This window comes from Vibrio sp. PSi01 (genome assembly GCF_054960695.1).
This window is the reverse complement of the sequence record NZ_JBHNYN010000007.1, coordinates 19,292-35,825: the sequence shown is the minus strand read 5'-3', so window position 1 is coordinate 35,825 and position 16,534 is coordinate 19,292. Positions and strand designations below refer to the sequence as shown.

Below are 16,534 nucleotides of genomic sequence, written 5' to 3'. Positions count from 1 at the left end.
AATCCATGACTATTGGAAAATACCTAGAACAACGAGCGTATGTACTCTTTTACTCGATCTATGTGCTTCTTCTGATCAATCTCGGACTGTTGGTTAGCTTCAAGAAATCGCTCTGCGTATTTGTCGTAGATTTTGTTCTCCAAAAATAGCAAATACAGTTTTGGATCGATATGGCCGCTGGTGGCCATGTCGGTCATGATATTGAGCGATTCGTCTAAGTGTTTGCCTTTTTTGTACGGACGGTCGCTTGAGGTTAGAGCTTCAAACACATCGGCAATCGCCATGGCTCGAGACGGTAAAGGCAATTGATCCTCGCTTAGGCCTCTTGGGTATCCCTTACCATCGATACGCTCGTGGTGTCCGCTCGCGATGTCTGGAATGTTTTTGAGATAAGACGGATAAGGGAGCTTATTGAGCATGGTGAAAGTCTGAATGATATGGTCGTTGATCATGAAACGTTCTTCGTCGTTTAAGGTGCCACGACGTACTTTCAAATTATGCAGTTCACCTTGATTATATTTTACTTCTCCAGGTTTAAGAACGAACTCTTCTTGCCACATATCTGCAGGGTTAAAGCCATTATCCCACTGTATTTTATGTTCTGGCTTATCAGCAAGTAACGGCTCCATCACAGGTAAAATAGGCTCTTTGCTATTTGATGGCTTCTCGTTTGGTTCTGTGATGTTCTGTTGAGTGTTAAATCTCTCTTTTTCAGACCAAGATAACCCTAATTGATCGTCTAATGTGCGCTTCCATGTACGTTTTGCTATTTGATCTAAGCGTGCAAGCTGCTCTTCCGTCATTGATTCACTGCCCAGGTTGCAATCAGCAACGAAGGCAAATTCTTCATCTAATTCTGACAAGTTTTGTTCGAGTACTTTAAGTTGATCTTCTTGAAGCGCCCCGTTAGCTATGGCTTTCCAATAGTCGGTTTCCGCTTGTTGTTTTAACAGCTCAAAACGCATGCGAACTTCGTGGATTCGGTCATAAATCGTCTCGAGTTTTGTTGCTTTGTCTACCACATATTCCGGCGTGGTGACTTTACCGCAATCGTGAAGCCATGCAGCGAGCATCAACTCTTCCCACTGCTTACTATCTAATGAAAATTGCGGGTAATAACGGTCATCATCAATCGTGGCTTGGGTTAGCCATTTAGTGAGTTCTGGGACTCTTTGGCAATGGCCACCGGTGTAAGGTGATTTGGTATCAATTGCCGATGCAATCAGCTCGATGAAAGCATTGAGCATGTTTTTTTGTTGTTGCATTTGGTCGATATTGTCTTTAGCTATTTCAGCAAAGCTGAGCAGTTCTCTTAAAAAGGCATGCTTGTCGGCCTGCATCTTAGTGATCGGTCTTTCATAACCAATGGCAACAATGCCGACCAACAGTTTTTCGCGGTTCAATAGTGGAAACAGATACAGCTCTGAATTGAAGATCGAGTCTTGATAATAATTAAGAACGTTGTCTTCGCGGTTTAGATGGATGGTTTCGCCTGCTTTAAGTTGGCATAGTAACCAAGGGGTATGCTTGATGAAGTCATTGATGTCCGCTTTAAAAGGAATAATGGCGAGATTAGCAGCCGTATCAAACACATCTTTTTCTTCTGATTGAGTGAAAAGCACGATGGTTTCAGCTTTGGTAATTAAATAGCTTTGATGAGCAATGTTCTTAGCGAGTATCGAAAATTCCTGATTACCCGCTGTATCTCGAAGTAGGGTGATCAAGTCATGAAGAGTGTGCTCCATGAGTTCAATAGAGTGTGTAAGGTTTGCTACCTCTTGAATCATGCTTTTTGGATAGTGGGTTCGTCTGAAGTCAAATCGCGCAATGTTGTCTGTGAGTTGCATGAGTGTATTGAGTGGTTGAGATAAGCGATTCGCCACAAACCATACGATGCCGAAACAGATAAACAACATACCAATTGCAACAGCCACTTGCTTATCACGCATAGAGATGAGGTCAGCCAGTAGATCATTGTGTGGTGTCGCTTCTGCCAAATATAGTGTGACATGTTGAGTGAGTTCGACAGGTGTTAACGTTAATGCCCAAGTATTTAAATTGTACTCCACGTTTTTTAGGTTGAGATTAAACTTCTCTTCATCTGAGATAAGGGGCCCTAATACGGATGCTTTCAGAGCTGCCATCTGCTCACGTTTAGGTATACTAAAAAAGCTTGGATCTTGTTCGCTACCCGATAGTTTTCCTACAGGGTGACCACCTAGTTTTGCTTCCTGATTGGTTGGAGGGGCTAGGTTAGGTATTGATAGATCAAGTTGATGCTCGCCAAGAAGGTTAAAGTGTTGGTCGAATAGAGCTAATCGTGTTTGCGGAGAGTAGGCCAGCTTACTGATTTGAGAAGAGAGAGATTTTAGCGTGAAATCGGCACCAACCACATGCTTGCCGTCTGCAGAACGTCTAGAGAGTGTAATACCATGGGTTTGAAGGAAATAGAACTGATAGGGTTCAGAAAGTTGTATTGAACCATCGGGCTTTGCGTTGCGAAACCAAGGTCGAGTCGTGGGGTTAAATTTGCTCTCAGCTTGTACTGTGCTGATCACTTGGTGTGCACCATCTAGAAAATTAATCACGTTTTCGCCGTCTAGATTGGTTGTGCTGACCATCATGGTAGCCTTGGATGGCGCATTGTTTTCAGCTCTTTGTTTAATAGACGTCAAAGGGCGAAAAATTCTGAATTCACCATCATCAGAGCCATAAAACAAAGCCATTAAATTGTTATTCTGTTTGAAGATAATATCGACTGACGCCAACCAAGACTCTTTTTCAATTGAAGCGTTTTGATGATCCACAAACGGGCTTACCGCCATCACATTTAAAGTGGTAACAACAGGCGCAATGGCTTGTTTAAATATCGATTCCAGCTTATCGCGATGTTCGTTACTTACTTCGCGAACGGTACCCAATAACAAATCTTGAGAATGGCGATAGCTTATCGATATCAAAACGGTACCGACCAGCGTCGTCAAAATTAAGAAAAGGCTCGTGATGTGGATACTCAGCGGGTATCGTCTGCGTTTCATCTAACACTCCGGTTTGTTAACTGGTTTAAGTATTGACGAACTTGGGTAGGTTGCAAAAAATTGGTGTAATTTGCGAAATCAAACAGGTTCTTGAGCCAAGGTTCTGCGTTTTTTCGATGCGGGATGGATAAATCTAATCGTTAAACAAGGCTTTACTAACGAAGCTTTATGGTGACGCGTAAATGAAGTGATAATAAACCTTGATGTTTAGATGCTAATTGTCACTTTCAACTGATAAACTGGTCAAATTGTTGCCACGAGGCACTTATTTTCAGAAGAAGGTACAGGAGTGTTTTTTCTGAGAAACGTTTAAAGACCGAGCTAAAAGGGCATTGATTCATGGAACTCAAAGTAGATACTCACACCCACACATACGCCAGTGGTCATGCATACAGCACGCTGATCGAAAACGCAAAATCGGCAAAGCAAAACGGATTAACCATGTTTTGTACTACCGATCATTCAGAGTCAATGCCAGGCGCGCCACACTATTGGTTTTTCAGCAACCAGCGTGTGCTCCCTCGTTTTATTGAAGATGTCGCTATTATTCGAGGTGTCGAGTCAAACATCATGAACACACAGGGTGAAATCGATATTCATCCGAGTGTGGATAAGAACTTGGATTGGGTGATCGCGAGTTTTCATGAGCCAGTATTTCGCCCCTCGGATGTCACTACCCATACAGAAGCATTGTTGAATGTGATTAAAGGCGGCCGAATTGATGCACTTGGTCATTTAGGAAACCCAAATTTTGATTTCGATTTTGAAGCTGTGATTCAATGTGCGGCGGAACATAATGTCGCAATCGAAATTAATAACACCACGCTTAAAGGCAATAGTCGCGTTGGCAGTGTTGATCGTTGTTACGAGATCGCAAGAATTGCTAAAGCGAAAGGTGCGTTTATTACGACAGGTAGCGATGCGCATTTCTGCATAGATGTGGGCGGGTTGGATCTCGTGTCTTCACTACTTGATGAGGTGGGCGTGGATTCGAGCAAGGTTATTACCCATTCACCACTGCAATTCTTAGCTTTTTTGGCATTGCGTGGTCGTCAATCGATTGCCGAGTTTTCGGTATTTGAATGATGGTTTGCCTGGTACTTGTCAGTAATTAGCTAGCTAGTTTGCATTTCGACACAATCAATTTTTGTGCTCGATGGATTTTTGTATACACTAGCCGAAAATAATAAAGTCGAAGTGCCTCAACAACGATGGCGCTATCTTCAAAGACATCGCTTCATCTGGAGAAACAATGAAAACTCGCTCAATCCTTTTATCTGGCTTAATCGCTGCTGCGTTATTGTCTGGCAACGCATTTGCTAATGTCGATCTTAAGAAAAATATGCAAGAAATGAAGCTTGCATTCAAACAAGCGGCTGAAGCTCAAAGCATCGAAGAGATGCAAAAGCCTATAGTACGTATCGACACGTTAGTTGCTGAGCTGAAAACGGGTGTTTACCCAATTGAAAAAGAAGAACACTTCATGGAAGGCTTCAAAAAAATTAGTGTATCAATTGATAGCATTGAGCAGAAGCTAGACCAAGGTGACTTTGAATCTGCACAGCAAGAACTTCGTACTATTGACGGCCTTCGTGAAGAGTATCACGAGAAGCGTAATCCGAGTATTTGGAGCAAGATCTTCGGTTAAACAAACCAAGACTAAAACAAGTAACGTATATAGCGCCGACTTACACCTCCTTCTTGAGAGGACGAAGTAAGGCGGCGTTTTTTATTGCCTATTTTCCCGAAGGCTTACTGCAAAGAAATACGCAATACTTTCTTAGCTCTGATGCTGTAACCGGTTTATAACGAAAAAGAGTGTGCGTTAGCTTCAATTTTTTAACCTGATGTTAATCTTTACGTGTACCTATATTCCAAGTGCCTCATAATAAGGGAAATTTATAAAAATTTGGAATGATGCGCCGAACCTCGTTCAACTTCTCTATGTTACTTGCAACAGCACTAAGCTGGGCATTGGTAACATTAATGCCTGTTATCAATGCTCATGGTAATAGTGCGGGAGTATGGGCGTCGTTATGTACGGTTAATGGCTTTGAACTGGTTCAAATTGAAGAAGGTGAACCAAACACACATAAAGGTAAACCGTGTCCGTTTAGCCATTTTTCCACGTTTCACCAAGATGAACTTCCAACTACACTACTGACAACTCGACTGAGTTCTATTGTCTCTGACAGCTACGCTTTTTTGGCTCTAAGCGAACGCTATACGAGGCAAGCCCCGCGCGGCCCTCCCTTTGATATTTCTTAAACCTAACCCACTAAAATAATTAAAAAATAAAGTATTAAGTAAAGTTAAACATGCTCAGATTACTTTCTGATTTTTCAGAAGGTATGTTTGCATGTGTCAAAGGAAATAATAATGTTGAGAAATGAATCTCAAAGCTCTGCGAAAGCACAAGCGACTTCGCAGTCTACAAGCAGTGAAAAAACGAAAGACCGCAATAAAACTCTCTACTTCCTCACTTGGCGCTGGCACTTCTATGCTGGGTTATTCGTTATCCCGTTTATGTTAATGCTAAGTATTACAGGCTTGGTGATGCTGTTTGATGATGAAATCGAACTCGCATTTCATCACGATGCAATTGAGATTGTTGCATCGGGCGATCCGATCAAGGTGTCTGAACAGCTAGCCTCAGTACAAGTTCAATACCCTCAAGGCTCAGTGACACAATTGGTGCCTAGCAAATCGCCTGAGCTAGCTAACCGCTTTTCTGTATCGCTTGAAGATGGCACTTCCGTTTTCGCCACGGTGAATCAATACACTGGTGAAGTGGTAGGAGAAATCCCGCGCAGCGATAGCCTGTACCAACTGGCGAATGACATTCACGGCACTTTGTTGATTGGTGATTGGGGTGATTACCTAATTGAAGTCGCAATAAGCTTGTCTATTCTGTTACTCATCAGTGGCATTTACTTATGGCTTCCTCGAGATAACGCTAGCCGCGCTGGTTTTCTTAAGCTTCGATTTGGTTCAGGAACGCGTATTTTAATGCGTGATCTGCATGCGAACATCGGTGGAACACTGTCATTCATTCTTCTGTTATTTATTCTTTCGGGATTGTCATGGACAGGTTTTTGGGGCGGTAAGCTAGTGCAAGCATGGAGTACTTTTCCTGCTCAAATGTGGGACGACATTCCTCTGTCTAACGAAACGCATGCTTCTTTAAATCACGGGTCTGAGGAGGAAATGCCTTGGAACCTAGAGCAAACGCCACTGCCTTTGTCTCAAGATAAGCCAGCAGAACACGTCCACCAAGTAGAAGAAGCGTCTGAAGCTCATGATCATTCTAAGATGGGTGAGGATCATTCTCAGCATGTATTATCTGCGAGTAATTTCTCGATTGATGATGTGATAGCAAAAGCTCAATCTCTTGGTTTTACGCAATATAAAGTCAATCTCCCGCGCTCAGAAACGGGTGTTTACACCGTGGCTGCGAATACCATGGGCGGTGACATTATCGATCCAACCCAAGATCGCACGACTCACCTCGACCAATATTCAGGGCGCATCCTAGGAGAGGTGACGTGGCAAGATTACAATTTATTCGCCAAAACCTTAGCCGTGGGTATTTCTCTGCACCAAGGTGATATCAGTATCATCAACAAGCTTCTAAACGCGTTGTTCTGTCTGGCATTCATTTTGGTGTCAGTGACTGGTGGAGTAATGTGGTGGATGCGCAGGCCTTCAGGACAAAGCAAGCTTGGAACACCACCGAAGTTTGGCGATGTTGGACTTTGGAAAGTGGGCTTAGCGACCGTGGTGGTTATTTCAGTACTGTTTCCACTCGCAGGTGCCACCATTGTGACGGCAATGCTACTGGATTGGTTGTTGGTTTCGCGAGTTGAGAAATTCAAGACGGCATTGAGTTAATTGAGACGTAAACGGACTTTCTCGACTTGAGAAAGTCCGTTTTATTAATCAGATGGGTGATTCCTTTGTGAGGAAGACTTTAGACTTGATACAGCTCTAGATTTGATAAAGCTCTAGCGGCAGGCCGTCTGGGTCTGCGAAAAACGTAAATGATCTCCCCGTAAACTCATCAACTCGAATCGGTTCGACTTCAATGCCTTGTTCTTCCAAATAGCTTTTGGCATGTTGAACGTCATCAACACAAAAAGCCAAATGTCTCAGTCCTTGAGCTTCTGGAAAGCTTGGTCTTTCAGGTGCGTCGGGGAAGCTGAATAATTCTATTTGAGCGCCATTAGGCAGAGCTAAGTCAAGCTTGTACGACTGGCGCGCTTCACGATAATTCTCTGCAATCACTTCAAGCTTTAAAACTTCCGTATAAAAGCGTTTAGAGACTTCGTAGTCTGAGCAAATAATGGCGGCGTGGTGTATTCCTTTCAGCATTAGTTTATTTCTCCGGCCAGCTTATCGCTCAAGTGTTCCATTGCGTAATCGATGAACACACGCAATCGAGCAGGCATGTATTTGGTTTGAGCAAACTGCATCGCGATTGCGCCATGGTAGTTACTCTTGATGGTCCAATCTTCTAGCACTTGCACAACAGAACCTTCAGTCAGCGCATCTTGGATTACAAAATCATGGAAAATACCTACACCAAGTCCTTCTTTAACGCCTTTAAGTCGCATCTGTGAGTGGTTTACAGCGTAACGCCCACTGACGGGTACTGTGTGAAATTCATCATCTTTAAGAAAGTCCCAAATGTGGTCTTTGTCTGTTTCGGCAAGATACAAACAATCGTGCTCTGAAAGCTCTGTCGGGTGGTAAGGAGTTCCTTTCGCTTCAAGGTAGTCAGGGCTCGCACACAGTACGAGGTTAGTTTTCCCTAACTCCTTCAAAACCAGGCTCTCGTCGGGTTTATCGGTAAGACGAAACGCGATGTCGATACCTTGACGTAAGATATCGATGTCGCCATCAGCGGCTCTTAACTTAAGTTGAATCTCAGGATATTGATTTAAGAAAGGAACGACAAAGGGTTGTAATACCGAATTCAAGAAGGCTTCCGGCGCTGCTACCGTTATTGAGCCTGCAGGATCTGTATGATCGGACGTCGACAGTTCAACAGCCTGTTGGGCGGCATTTATCATAACGACACTTTGATCGTAAACCAGTTGCCCAGCTTGAGTGATGATTAGGGTACGAGTTGTTCGTTCAAACAGCTTTACTGATAAGGCCTTTTCCAAGCGAGTAATCAACTTACTGAGTGCTGAAGGCGTCACGCCCAGCTGTTTTGCAGCAGCGGTAAAACTTCCTTCGTTTACCACCAAAATGAAGGATGCGAGATCTGGGAGTAGGGCAATCAGTTTTGGGTTGATCATAAGTATCCAATTAAACAAGTTTCAGCGTGAGCGTTATGGCAATTGTGAGTGATTACTTGTTATTTGTGAATCAATTTCATTAATTGCATTAATTACGTAGTCTGATCGGCCTGATCGTTTCATGTGTTTCGATCTCATCTGTATAGCGTCACAGAGGCTATACATTCTGAGGTAAGCGGAGAATCATCACTATATCGTTCTGAGATGAAAAATTGATATTCGATATGAAAGCGAAATTAGAAGGTAATTGATGGAGAGCTTGCGTTAAAAAGAACAACATTGAGGCGTTTATGTGCCCTGTGTCACTAGGATGAACTATTATTCGTGCCTGAGATTCATTAATGTTTTTCCAATTAAAGGGATAATCGAGAAGGGGATGTTCAACTAGAATAGGGGTATAAGTTTTACAGTGTAAATGATCGAATTGAAATCGTTTACATCCCCTACATAATGCGGCGCGCGATGCTGCTGAATAATAATTAGGAAGGAATAGACAATGTCTTCTGCATTTTACCAACAGATTCAAACTCAAATCGAAGAAGTTAAAGAAGAAGGTCTTTACAAGTCTGAGCGCATTATTACTTCTGCTCAAAAAGCAGCGGTTTCTATCTCGACTGGTGAAGAAGTACTAAACTTCTGTGCAAACAACTACTTAGGCCTTGCTAACCACCCTGACCTTATCGAAGCTGCTAAAGACGGTATGGATCAACACGGTTTTGGTATGGCTTCTGTTCGTTTCATCTGTGGTACTCAAGACTCTCACAAAGAACTAGAGCAAAAGCTATCTACGTTTCTTGGTAAAGAAGACACTATCCTTTACACATCTTGTTTTGATGCAAACGCTGGCCTATTCGAAACGATCCTAGGCAAAGAAGACGCAATCATTTCTGATGCTCTAAACCACGCATCTATCATTGATGGTGTTCGTCTATGTAAAGCAATGCGCTTCCGTTACTCGAACAACAACATGGAAGAGCTAGAGCAACAACTTATCGCAGCTAAAGAAGCGGGCGCTCGTCACACGCTTATCGTAACTGACGGTGTGTTCTCAATGGACGGCGTAGTCGCTAACCTTCCTGCTATCTGTGACCTTGCTGACAAGTATGGCGCACTAGTGATGGTTGATGACTCTCACGCAGTTGGCTTCATGGGCGAAAACGGCGCAGGTACTCACGAGTTCCACAACGTTGTTGACCGTATCGACATCATCACAGGTACGCTTGGTAAAGCAATGGGTGGCGCTTCAGGCGGTTACACTTCTGGTAAGAAAGAAGTGATCGACTGGCTACGTCAGCGTTCTCGTCCATACCTATTCTCTAACTCTGTTGCACCTGCAATCGTATCTGCGTCTATCCGCGTTCTAGATCTTCTAGCGGAGTCTGGCGACCTGCGTACTCAACTATGGGAAAATTCTGCTCACTTCCGTACTCGCATGGAAGACGCTGGTTTCACAATGGGTGGTGCTGACCACGCTATCATCCCAATCATGCTTGGTGATGCAAAAGTAGCGGCTGAATTCGCAGAGCGCGCTCTAGAGAAAGGCATCTACGTTGTCGGTTTCTCTTTTCCTGTCGTACCAAAAGGTCAAGCTCGTATCCGTACGCAAATGTCTGCTGCACACTCTCGTGAGCAACTAGACCGCGCAATCGATGCGTTCATCCAAGTTGGTAAAGACATGGGTATCATCTAATTTTAAAGGGGTGCCACGAGCATCCTTTAATTAGATAGAGCAACACCCAATAGAACATATAGATTTTTGATTCTCGCCTTACAGTTAGGCGAGATGAACTGGATAACATTATGAAAATTAAAGCACTTTCTAAGCTTAAGCCTGAAGAAGGCATCTGGATGACCGAGGTTGAAAAACCTGAAATGGGTCATAATGATCTTCTTATCCGCATTAAGAAAACTGCAATTTGTGGTACTGATGTACATATCTATAACTGGGATGAGTGGTCACAAAATACAATCCCAGTACCTATGGTAGTAGGTCACGAATACGTGGGTGAAGTTGTTGGTATTGGCCAAGAAGTTCGTGGTTTTGAAATCGGCGACCGTGTATCTGGCGAAGGTCACATCACATGTGGTCACTGTCGTAACTGTCGTGGTGGCCGTACTCACCTTTGTCGTAACACAACAGGTGTTGGTGTAAACCGCACAGGTGCGTTCTCTGAGTTCCTTGTGATCCCTGCGTTCAACGCATTTAAGATCCCTGCAGGAATCTCTGACGACCTAGCATCAATCTTCGACCCGTTTGGTAATGCAGTTCACACAGCGCTTTCTTTCGACCTAGTAGGCGAAGATGTGCTAATTACGGGTGCTGGCCCAATCGGTATCATGGCTGCAGCTGTTGCTAAGCACGTTGGTGCTCGTCACGTTGTTATCACTGATGTAAACGAATACCGCCTAGATCTCGCTAAAAAAATGGGTGTAACTCGCGCAGTAAACGTGATGGAAGAGAAGCTTGAAGACGTAATGGCTGATCTTGGCATGACTGAAGGCTTCGATGTAGGCCTAGAAATGTCTGGTAACCCATCTGCGTTCAACAGTATGCTGACTAACATGAACCATGGCGGTAAGATCTCTCTACTAGGTATTCCACCATCAGACATGGCAGTAGACTGGAACCAAGTAATCTTTAAAGGCTTGGTTATCAAAGGTATCTACGGTCGTGAAATGTTCGAAACTTGGTACAAGATGGCGTCACTAATCCAGTCAGGCCTAGATCTAACACCAATCATTACTCACCACTACAAAGTGGACGACTTCCAGAAAGGCTTCGACATGATGCGCTCTGGTATGTCAGGTAAAGTAATTCTTGATTGGGAATAAGCTTTAGCTGAGTAACAAGATATTAGAAAGGCGACAGTTTTTACTGTCGCCTTTTTTACATCTCGGAACTCAAGAAAATGGGCGATATGATCAAGGTTCAGTTGCCCATTTTTTACAGCAATGAGTTGTTAACCCAATGCAGCAGCCTGCATGATTAGGCCACAGATGTAAGCGCCGTATGTACCGAGTGCGTAACCAAGTACAGCCATTCGACTTGTATGGTTTATATGTCGAGGAATGTTTCAACAATGTAAAAATTGAATTCATTTTTACAGAGCGATGAGAAATTAAAAATAATGGGTAGATCACATAAATCCTAAAGATCGCCGAGTTTAGCACGCTCTACCTAGTTAGCCGGTGCCCTGTTCGAGCTGTAGGTAAAGGTATGGGCAAAGAAAAAGCGGCATGAGAGCCGCTTTCTGAATTGGTATAGAGAATGGTTAGCTAGAACTTGCTTAGGACTCCTCTTCCTCAAAGCCGTCTGCATAACCTTTTGGCGGTGGTGTCCAGCCACGTTCGGAGCGAGAATGCTTGTCTGAACGGTCTTTTTTCATGTCTTCTTTCATCGCTTCTTCCAGGTGAATGAAGATCTGTCGGTAGTTATTGTCGTAGCGTGGATTTTCTTCGGCTTCAGACCAAGCTTGATAAAGCTTTTCAGATTTACGACTTTCGACACGTTGATACGTTGATTTTTGCTGTTCAACAAAAAATGGATGATGCCCAAGAGAACGCAAGGCTTGTGCGCCCATCTCAAGTGCTGAATGGTACGTTTCTGATTCCACAAAATCGGCGCCGGCTTCTCTTAAGCGATAGCTATGACCACGGTCAAATGCACGCGCCAAGATTTTAACTTTTGGATACGTGTGTTTTACGTACTTCACTAATTCGACGCTAGAATCTTGATTATCGATAGCAACAACAAGCATCGCGGCTTCTTCGATACCCGCGGTATGCAACAAGTCGTGACGAGTAGCATCACCAAAGTAAGATTTAATATTGATGGAGCGTAATAAGTCCACTTGGTTTGCTTGATGATCCAATACTACGGTATTGACGTCATTTGATACCAACAAGCGGTTTACTATCTGACCAAATCGGCCGATGCCTGCAATGATAACGGTACCTTTCTCTTCTATTTTGTCTTCTTCTCGATCGTTCGATTTTTGCTCGTAACGGGGCAGAATGACTTTATCAAACAGAATGAACAGACCAGGAGTTAAGAACATAGAGAGGGCAACAACCAGTGATAGTGTTTGAACAATATCCGCAGGTAATACATGGTTCTGTGCTGAGAAGCTGAGTAGTACAAAACCAAATTCCCCCGCTTGAGCCAAGCTCAATGTAAATAGCCAGCGGTCGCTGTTTTTGATTCTGAAGATTAAAGCCAGTGTAAACAACACCAAGGCTTTCAGCGCCATCACGCCAAGAGTTAAGCCAATGATGAGTGCGAAATCGTTAAATAGAACGCCAAAGTTGATACCTGCGCCTACCGTGATAAAGAACAATCCAAGCAATAACCCTTTAAACGGGTCGATGTTAGATTCCAGTTCGTGCCTGAACTCACTGTTGGCAAGTACCACACCTGCTAAGAAAGTACCTAGGGCAGGCGACAAACCAACAAGGCTCATTAGCGCGGCAATACCAATCACCAACATCAGTGCAGTTGCAGTGAAGATCTCGCGTAAGCCAGAGCTCGCAACAAAACGAAACAGTGGCCGACTTAGATAATGTCCACCGACGACCACAATCGCAATTGAAGCCGTAATAACAAGTCCGTATGCCCAACTTGGCAAACCTGCAACTAAACTGAGTTCATCATGGTGTGCAGCGGTTTGGGCGGCACTTTCTGCCAAAGCAACCAATTCAGGAAGAGCCAACAAAGGGATGAACGCCAGCATTGGGATAACGGCAATATCTTGGAACAAAAGTACCGAGAAAGCGTTTTTACCGCCTTCCGTTTTAGACAGGCCTTTCTCATTGAACGTTTGTAGAACAATGGCTGTCGATGAAAGCGCAAAGATCAAACCGATAGTTAAAGCAATCGTCCAAGGTTGACCAAAGAACTGTGCAATTCCCATCACGATAGCGGTCGTACCACCAACTTGAAGGCCACCAAGCCCCATCAATCGGTTTCTCATCGCCCATAGCATCTTAGGTTCAAGTTCAAGCCCGACTAAGAACAGCATCATCACTACACCGAACTCGGCAAAGTGCTGGATGGTTGTTGTCTCTTCGCCAACCAATCCAATGATGGGACCAATCACAACGCCAGCGATTAAGTAGCCGAGAACTGATCCAAGTCCAAGTCTTTTGGCAATAGGGACCGCAATCACGGCTGCAATTAAATAGATAAATGCTTGTAGAAAGTATCCCGTCATTATTTAACCTCTGCCATCAATTCTTCCACAATATGGTTCAACTTTTCTGCCTTGTTGGCTCTTTTGATGTTGATATCACCTGCAACCAAGGCCTGTAAAAGAGTTCTGTAGCTATCGACATGTTGTTGAATACGGTTTTCTTCTAAAGCGGTACGAGATCCAAAAAGCGCAAAAGGCGCAAGATAGTTCATCCCACATAAAGACGCGGTTTGTTCAATTGGGTGAAGCAGTTCTCGAATAGTGAAGTGGTTGTAGCCATCACTTTGGTAAGCATCCTTTTTACCGCCAGCAGTGATGCAACACAGTAAGCTCTTACCTTGTAACTCGTTGCCATCGGTTCCATAGGCGAAGCCATACTCTAGAACGAGATCTTGCCACTCTTTGAGAATTGCCGGTGTGGAGTACCAATATAAGGGGAACTGAAAAATGATGATGTCATGGTCCAATAGGCGTTTTTGCTCACGATCGATGCTGATCTTGAACGTTGGATATTCGGCATAGAGGTCGACGCACGTGACACCGTCAACGCGTTTTGCTTGCTCAAATAACGGTTTGTTTGCTTCAGAACGATGTTGAGAAGGGTGTGCGAATAGCACTAAAACTCGATTTTTCGACATATAGCCCTCTTTGTATATAAACGAATAATACCTATTGGGATTATAGATATACAATAATAGAAGAATGCTTGAAGAACAACGAATTAGCTAATAGTGATTGTTTTTTCATTATCTCATTTCGTATAGTTTACCTTGTTTTAAGGCACTGTATTGTTTATACAATTCAATACTTCGAAAGGATATGAGCTTGTAAAACTAAATATTCGTTAATAATAAAAGCTAACATTTTTACTTTATGTCACCTTAACGTTAGAACGAAACCATTCGACAACTTTTCATACAATGATAACGAATAAAGGAAAGAGTATGAGTACAGATCTGCGTCAACAATGTGATTTTTTGCTTTCTGGTCACTTAGAACCAACTCCGGCACAAACATTCGCTCAGATGGCTCACTGGTGTGAAACAAATAATGTTACTCACGATAGCTACGGTGATGGCGAGTTTATTGAGAGTTTTGAAAAGAAAGTGGCAGATCTGCTCGGTTATGAAGCGGCTGTGTTTGTTATTACGGGCACCATGAATCAACCGACTGCACTAGAAATTGCGTGCCAAGAGAGAAGAAACCCAGTAGTGGCGATGCATGAATCGAGTCATATTATGCGCCATGAACGCCAAGGGTATCAGCTTCAAAATCGTTTTAGTGTTCTTCCTGTCGGTAACGTATTCCGCACTTGGAATGTCGATGACTTAAAGGCATGGCCTGATGAAATCGCAGCCGCATTATATGAACTGCCGATGCGAGAAATTGGTGGGCAGTTACCCGAATGGGAAGAGCTTGAGGCGATTAAACAGTACTGCAAAGAGCAATCGATTCACCTTCATATGGATGGTGCCCGCTTGTGGGAGTGTGGCGCGTATTACCAAAAGCCATACCGCGAGATTGCTAAGGGGTTCGATAGCGCCTATGTCTCGCTGTATAAAGGTCTCAATGGCCTTGGTGGTTCGCTACTGTTAGGCGATAAAGCTTTTGTAGCGAAGGCATCGGCGTGGATGAAGCGCCAAGGTGGTAACGTGTATCACCGAACGCCTTATGTGGTATCTGCTGCGATGCAGTTTGATGAGCGATTAGAACTGATGCCAGCTCTGTATGAACGCACCAAACAGGTTTATCAAATATTACAAGATTACCCTCAGTTCACCGTTAATCCGCAGCAACCGCAGGTCAATATGCTTCACCTTTATTTACCTGTGAACTACGAAGACGGCATTATTGTGAGAGATAACATAGCGAAGAAACACAAGATTTGGATAGGAAGCCCAGCGATCAGTGAGTTGCCAAACCAATGTAAGATTGAATGGTATGTAGGGGATAACTTACTAAATTTGCCTGATCATGAGCTGATAGACATTCTAGATTTTATTAGCGAAGAGCTGATTTGATCACGGAAGAGTTGAGTTGACTACAGAAGAGCTGACTGAAGAAGAACTGATCTAATTGGAACTGAAATGGATACAGGAAAGAGTTCTTGTATCCATTTATATAGCTAGGATGTCCAGCTCTGTTACATATACTGGTTGATGTACACGTCGACCAAGAACATGAACACTGGAACCGTGCTGAGAAGCCCGAAGAAGACAATTGGCACCCAGTTCTTCATTTTCTTTTTAGGTTGCTCAGGGTTGTTCATAAATTCGGCCTTCAATTAGTTGTAGTTACAGTAGTAGTATTTGTAGCTGTCTAGCTTCGTGGTACTAAAAATCTAAGTGCATGGTATCAAATAAATGGGTTGAGCCCTATGTGGATTTAGAGAACCGTGGTGTGTATCAATCACATAAAATGTAAGTGATTCATAAGCGGTTCATAAAGGTTCAACAATAATGAACCTAATAGAACAAGCACTGCCTTACTCGGCATATAAAACAAATAACGTTCAAAAATTTGGAGAATACAGAATGAAAACAATAGGAAACATTATTTGGTTTCTGTTCGGTGGCGTATTTATGGGGTTAGCTTGGTGGTTCTTCGGACTGCTCGCATTTCTCACTATTGTTGGTATCCCATGGGGGCGAGCGTGTTTTGTTATGGGCAACTTCTCATTCTTCCCATTCGGTCAGGAAGCGATTTCGCGTGATGAACTAACCAATGAAATGGATATCGGTACTAGTCCGCTAGGTGTGATAGGTAATATTATTTGGTTCTTATTTGCAGGTATCTGGTTAGCAATAGGTCACATCATGTCAGCCGTGGCGTGTTTCATTACTATTATCGGTATTCCGTTTGCGATTCAGCACCTTAAGTTAGCGGTTATCTCTTTGGCGCCAATTGGTAAAACGGTTGTCGACAAGCGTGAAGCAGAAGCGGCGCGAGTAAGAAACTACAAAGGTTAAGATTACAGTATCATCTTGATTGAACTGAAAAAGCA

Annotated in this window: 14 protein-coding genes; 8 read left to right on the top strand and 6 right to left on the bottom strand. The window is 43.4% G+C overall.

What is annotated here, in order from left to right:
* Nucleotides 1–23 precede the first annotated feature (23 nt).
* The gene (locus ACFI6G_RS11920) at nucleotides 24–3,038 is read right to left on the bottom strand and encodes an HD domain-containing phosphohydrolase (protein WP_462710279.1); all 3,015 of its coding nucleotides are present in this window, start codon (nucleotides 3,036–3,038) and stop codon (nucleotides 24–26) included.
* Nucleotides 3,039–3,377: 339 nt separating this feature from the next.
* Between ACFI6G_RS11920 and ACFI6G_RS11915 the strand changes: the two genes are divergently transcribed.
* The 4 genes from ACFI6G_RS11915 (at nucleotide 3,378) to ACFI6G_RS11900 (ending at nucleotide 6,929) form a co-directional block, all read left to right on the top strand.
* The gene (locus ACFI6G_RS11915) at nucleotides 3,378–4,124 is read left to right on the top strand and encodes a phosphatase (protein ID WP_016797102.1); all 747 of its coding nucleotides are present in this window, start codon (nucleotides 3,378–3,380) and stop codon (nucleotides 4,122–4,124) included.
* Nucleotides 4,125–4,290: 166 nt separating this feature from the next.
* Nucleotides 4,291–4,686 carry a cytochrome b562 gene (locus tag ACFI6G_RS11910; protein WP_010428861.1) on the top strand — a complete coding sequence of 132 codons (396 nt, stop codon included), beginning with the start codon at nucleotides 4,291–4,293 and terminating at the stop codon, nucleotides 4,684–4,686.
* Nucleotides 4,687–4,955: 269 nt separating this feature from the next.
* Nucleotides 4,956–5,306 (top strand): hypothetical protein, encoded by a 351-nt coding sequence (locus tag ACFI6G_RS11905; RefSeq protein ID WP_016769165.1) that lies wholly within the window; start codon nucleotides 4,956–4,958, stop codon nucleotides 5,304–5,306.
* Nucleotides 5,307–5,417: 111 nt separating this feature from the next.
* Nucleotides 5,418–6,929, top strand: coding sequence for a PepSY-associated TM helix domain-containing protein (locus tag ACFI6G_RS11900; RefSeq protein WP_462710278.1), 1,512 nt, complete (start codon nucleotides 5,418–5,420; stop codon nucleotides 6,927–6,929).
* Nucleotides 6,930–7,025: 96 nt separating this feature from the next.
* Here ACFI6G_RS11900 and gloA2 read toward each other — a convergent pair whose 3' ends face one another.
* Nucleotides 7,026–7,409, bottom strand: coding sequence for an SMU1112c/YaeR family gloxylase I-like metalloprotein (gene gloA2 / locus ACFI6G_RS11895; RefSeq protein ID WP_010428871.1), 384 nt, complete (start codon nucleotides 7,407–7,409; stop codon nucleotides 7,026–7,028).
* Nucleotides 7,409–8,341: a LysR family transcriptional regulator gene (locus ACFI6G_RS11890; protein WP_010428874.1), complete on the bottom strand. Its 933-nt coding sequence runs from the start codon at nucleotides 8,339–8,341 to the stop codon at nucleotides 7,409–7,411. The genes gloA2 and ACFI6G_RS11890 overlap by 1 nt, the downstream gene beginning before the upstream one ends.
* Before the next feature lie 496 nt (nucleotides 8,342–8,837).
* On the opposite strand from ACFI6G_RS11890, the gene ACFI6G_RS11885 reads away from it, so the two are divergent.
* Both ACFI6G_RS11885 and tdh read left to right on the top strand, forming a co-directional pair.
* Nucleotides 8,838–10,031, top strand: a complete 1,194-nt coding sequence (locus ACFI6G_RS11885) for a glycine C-acetyltransferase (RefSeq protein WP_462710277.1) — start codon at nucleotides 8,838–8,840, stop codon at nucleotides 10,029–10,031.
* Nucleotides 10,032–10,141: 110 nt separating this feature from the next.
* Nucleotides 10,142–11,173 (top strand): L-threonine 3-dehydrogenase, encoded by a 1,032-nt coding sequence (gene tdh, locus ACFI6G_RS11880; RefSeq protein ID WP_010428880.1) that lies wholly within the window; start codon nucleotides 10,142–10,144, stop codon nucleotides 11,171–11,173.
* Nucleotides 11,174–11,628: 455 nt separating this feature from the next.
* Here the strand turns inward: tdh and ACFI6G_RS11875 are convergent, their stop codons facing one another.
* Together ACFI6G_RS11875 and ACFI6G_RS11870 are read right to left on the bottom strand one after the other, a co-directional pair.
* Nucleotides 11,629–13,551, bottom strand: coding sequence for a monovalent cation:proton antiporter-2 (CPA2) family protein (locus ACFI6G_RS11875; protein ID WP_016769169.1), 1,923 nt, complete (start codon nucleotides 13,549–13,551; stop codon nucleotides 11,629–11,631).
* Nucleotides 13,551–14,168: an NAD(P)H-dependent oxidoreductase gene (locus ACFI6G_RS11870; protein ID WP_010428887.1), complete on the bottom strand. Its 618-nt coding sequence runs from the start codon at nucleotides 14,166–14,168 to the stop codon at nucleotides 13,551–13,553. Before ACFI6G_RS11870 ends, ACFI6G_RS11875 begins: the two co-directional genes overlap by 1 nt.
* Before the next feature lie 306 nt (nucleotides 14,169–14,474).
* Here ACFI6G_RS11870 and ACFI6G_RS11865 point away from each other — a divergent pair, with 306 nt between their 5' ends.
* Nucleotides 14,475–15,551 carry a threonine aldolase family protein gene (locus tag ACFI6G_RS11865; RefSeq protein ID WP_016769171.1) on the top strand — a complete coding sequence of 359 codons (1,077 nt, stop codon included), beginning with the start codon at nucleotides 14,475–14,477 and terminating at the stop codon, nucleotides 15,549–15,551.
* A gap of 122 nt (nucleotides 15,552–15,673) precedes the next feature.
* Here ACFI6G_RS11865 and ACFI6G_RS11860 read toward each other — a convergent pair whose 3' ends face one another.
* On the bottom strand, nucleotides 15,674–15,799 hold the full coding sequence (locus ACFI6G_RS11860; RefSeq protein WP_016769172.1) for a hypothetical protein: 126 nt from the start codon (nucleotides 15,797–15,799) through the stop codon (nucleotides 15,674–15,676).
* Nucleotides 15,800–16,064: 265 nt separating this feature from the next.
* Here ACFI6G_RS11860 and ACFI6G_RS11855 point away from each other — a divergent pair, with 265 nt between their 5' ends.
* Entirely contained in the window at nucleotides 16,065–16,499 is a 435-nt protein-coding gene (locus tag ACFI6G_RS11855; protein ID WP_032544929.1) for a YccF domain-containing protein, read from the top strand.
* The last annotated feature ends 35 nt before the right edge of the window (nucleotides 16,500–16,534 follow it).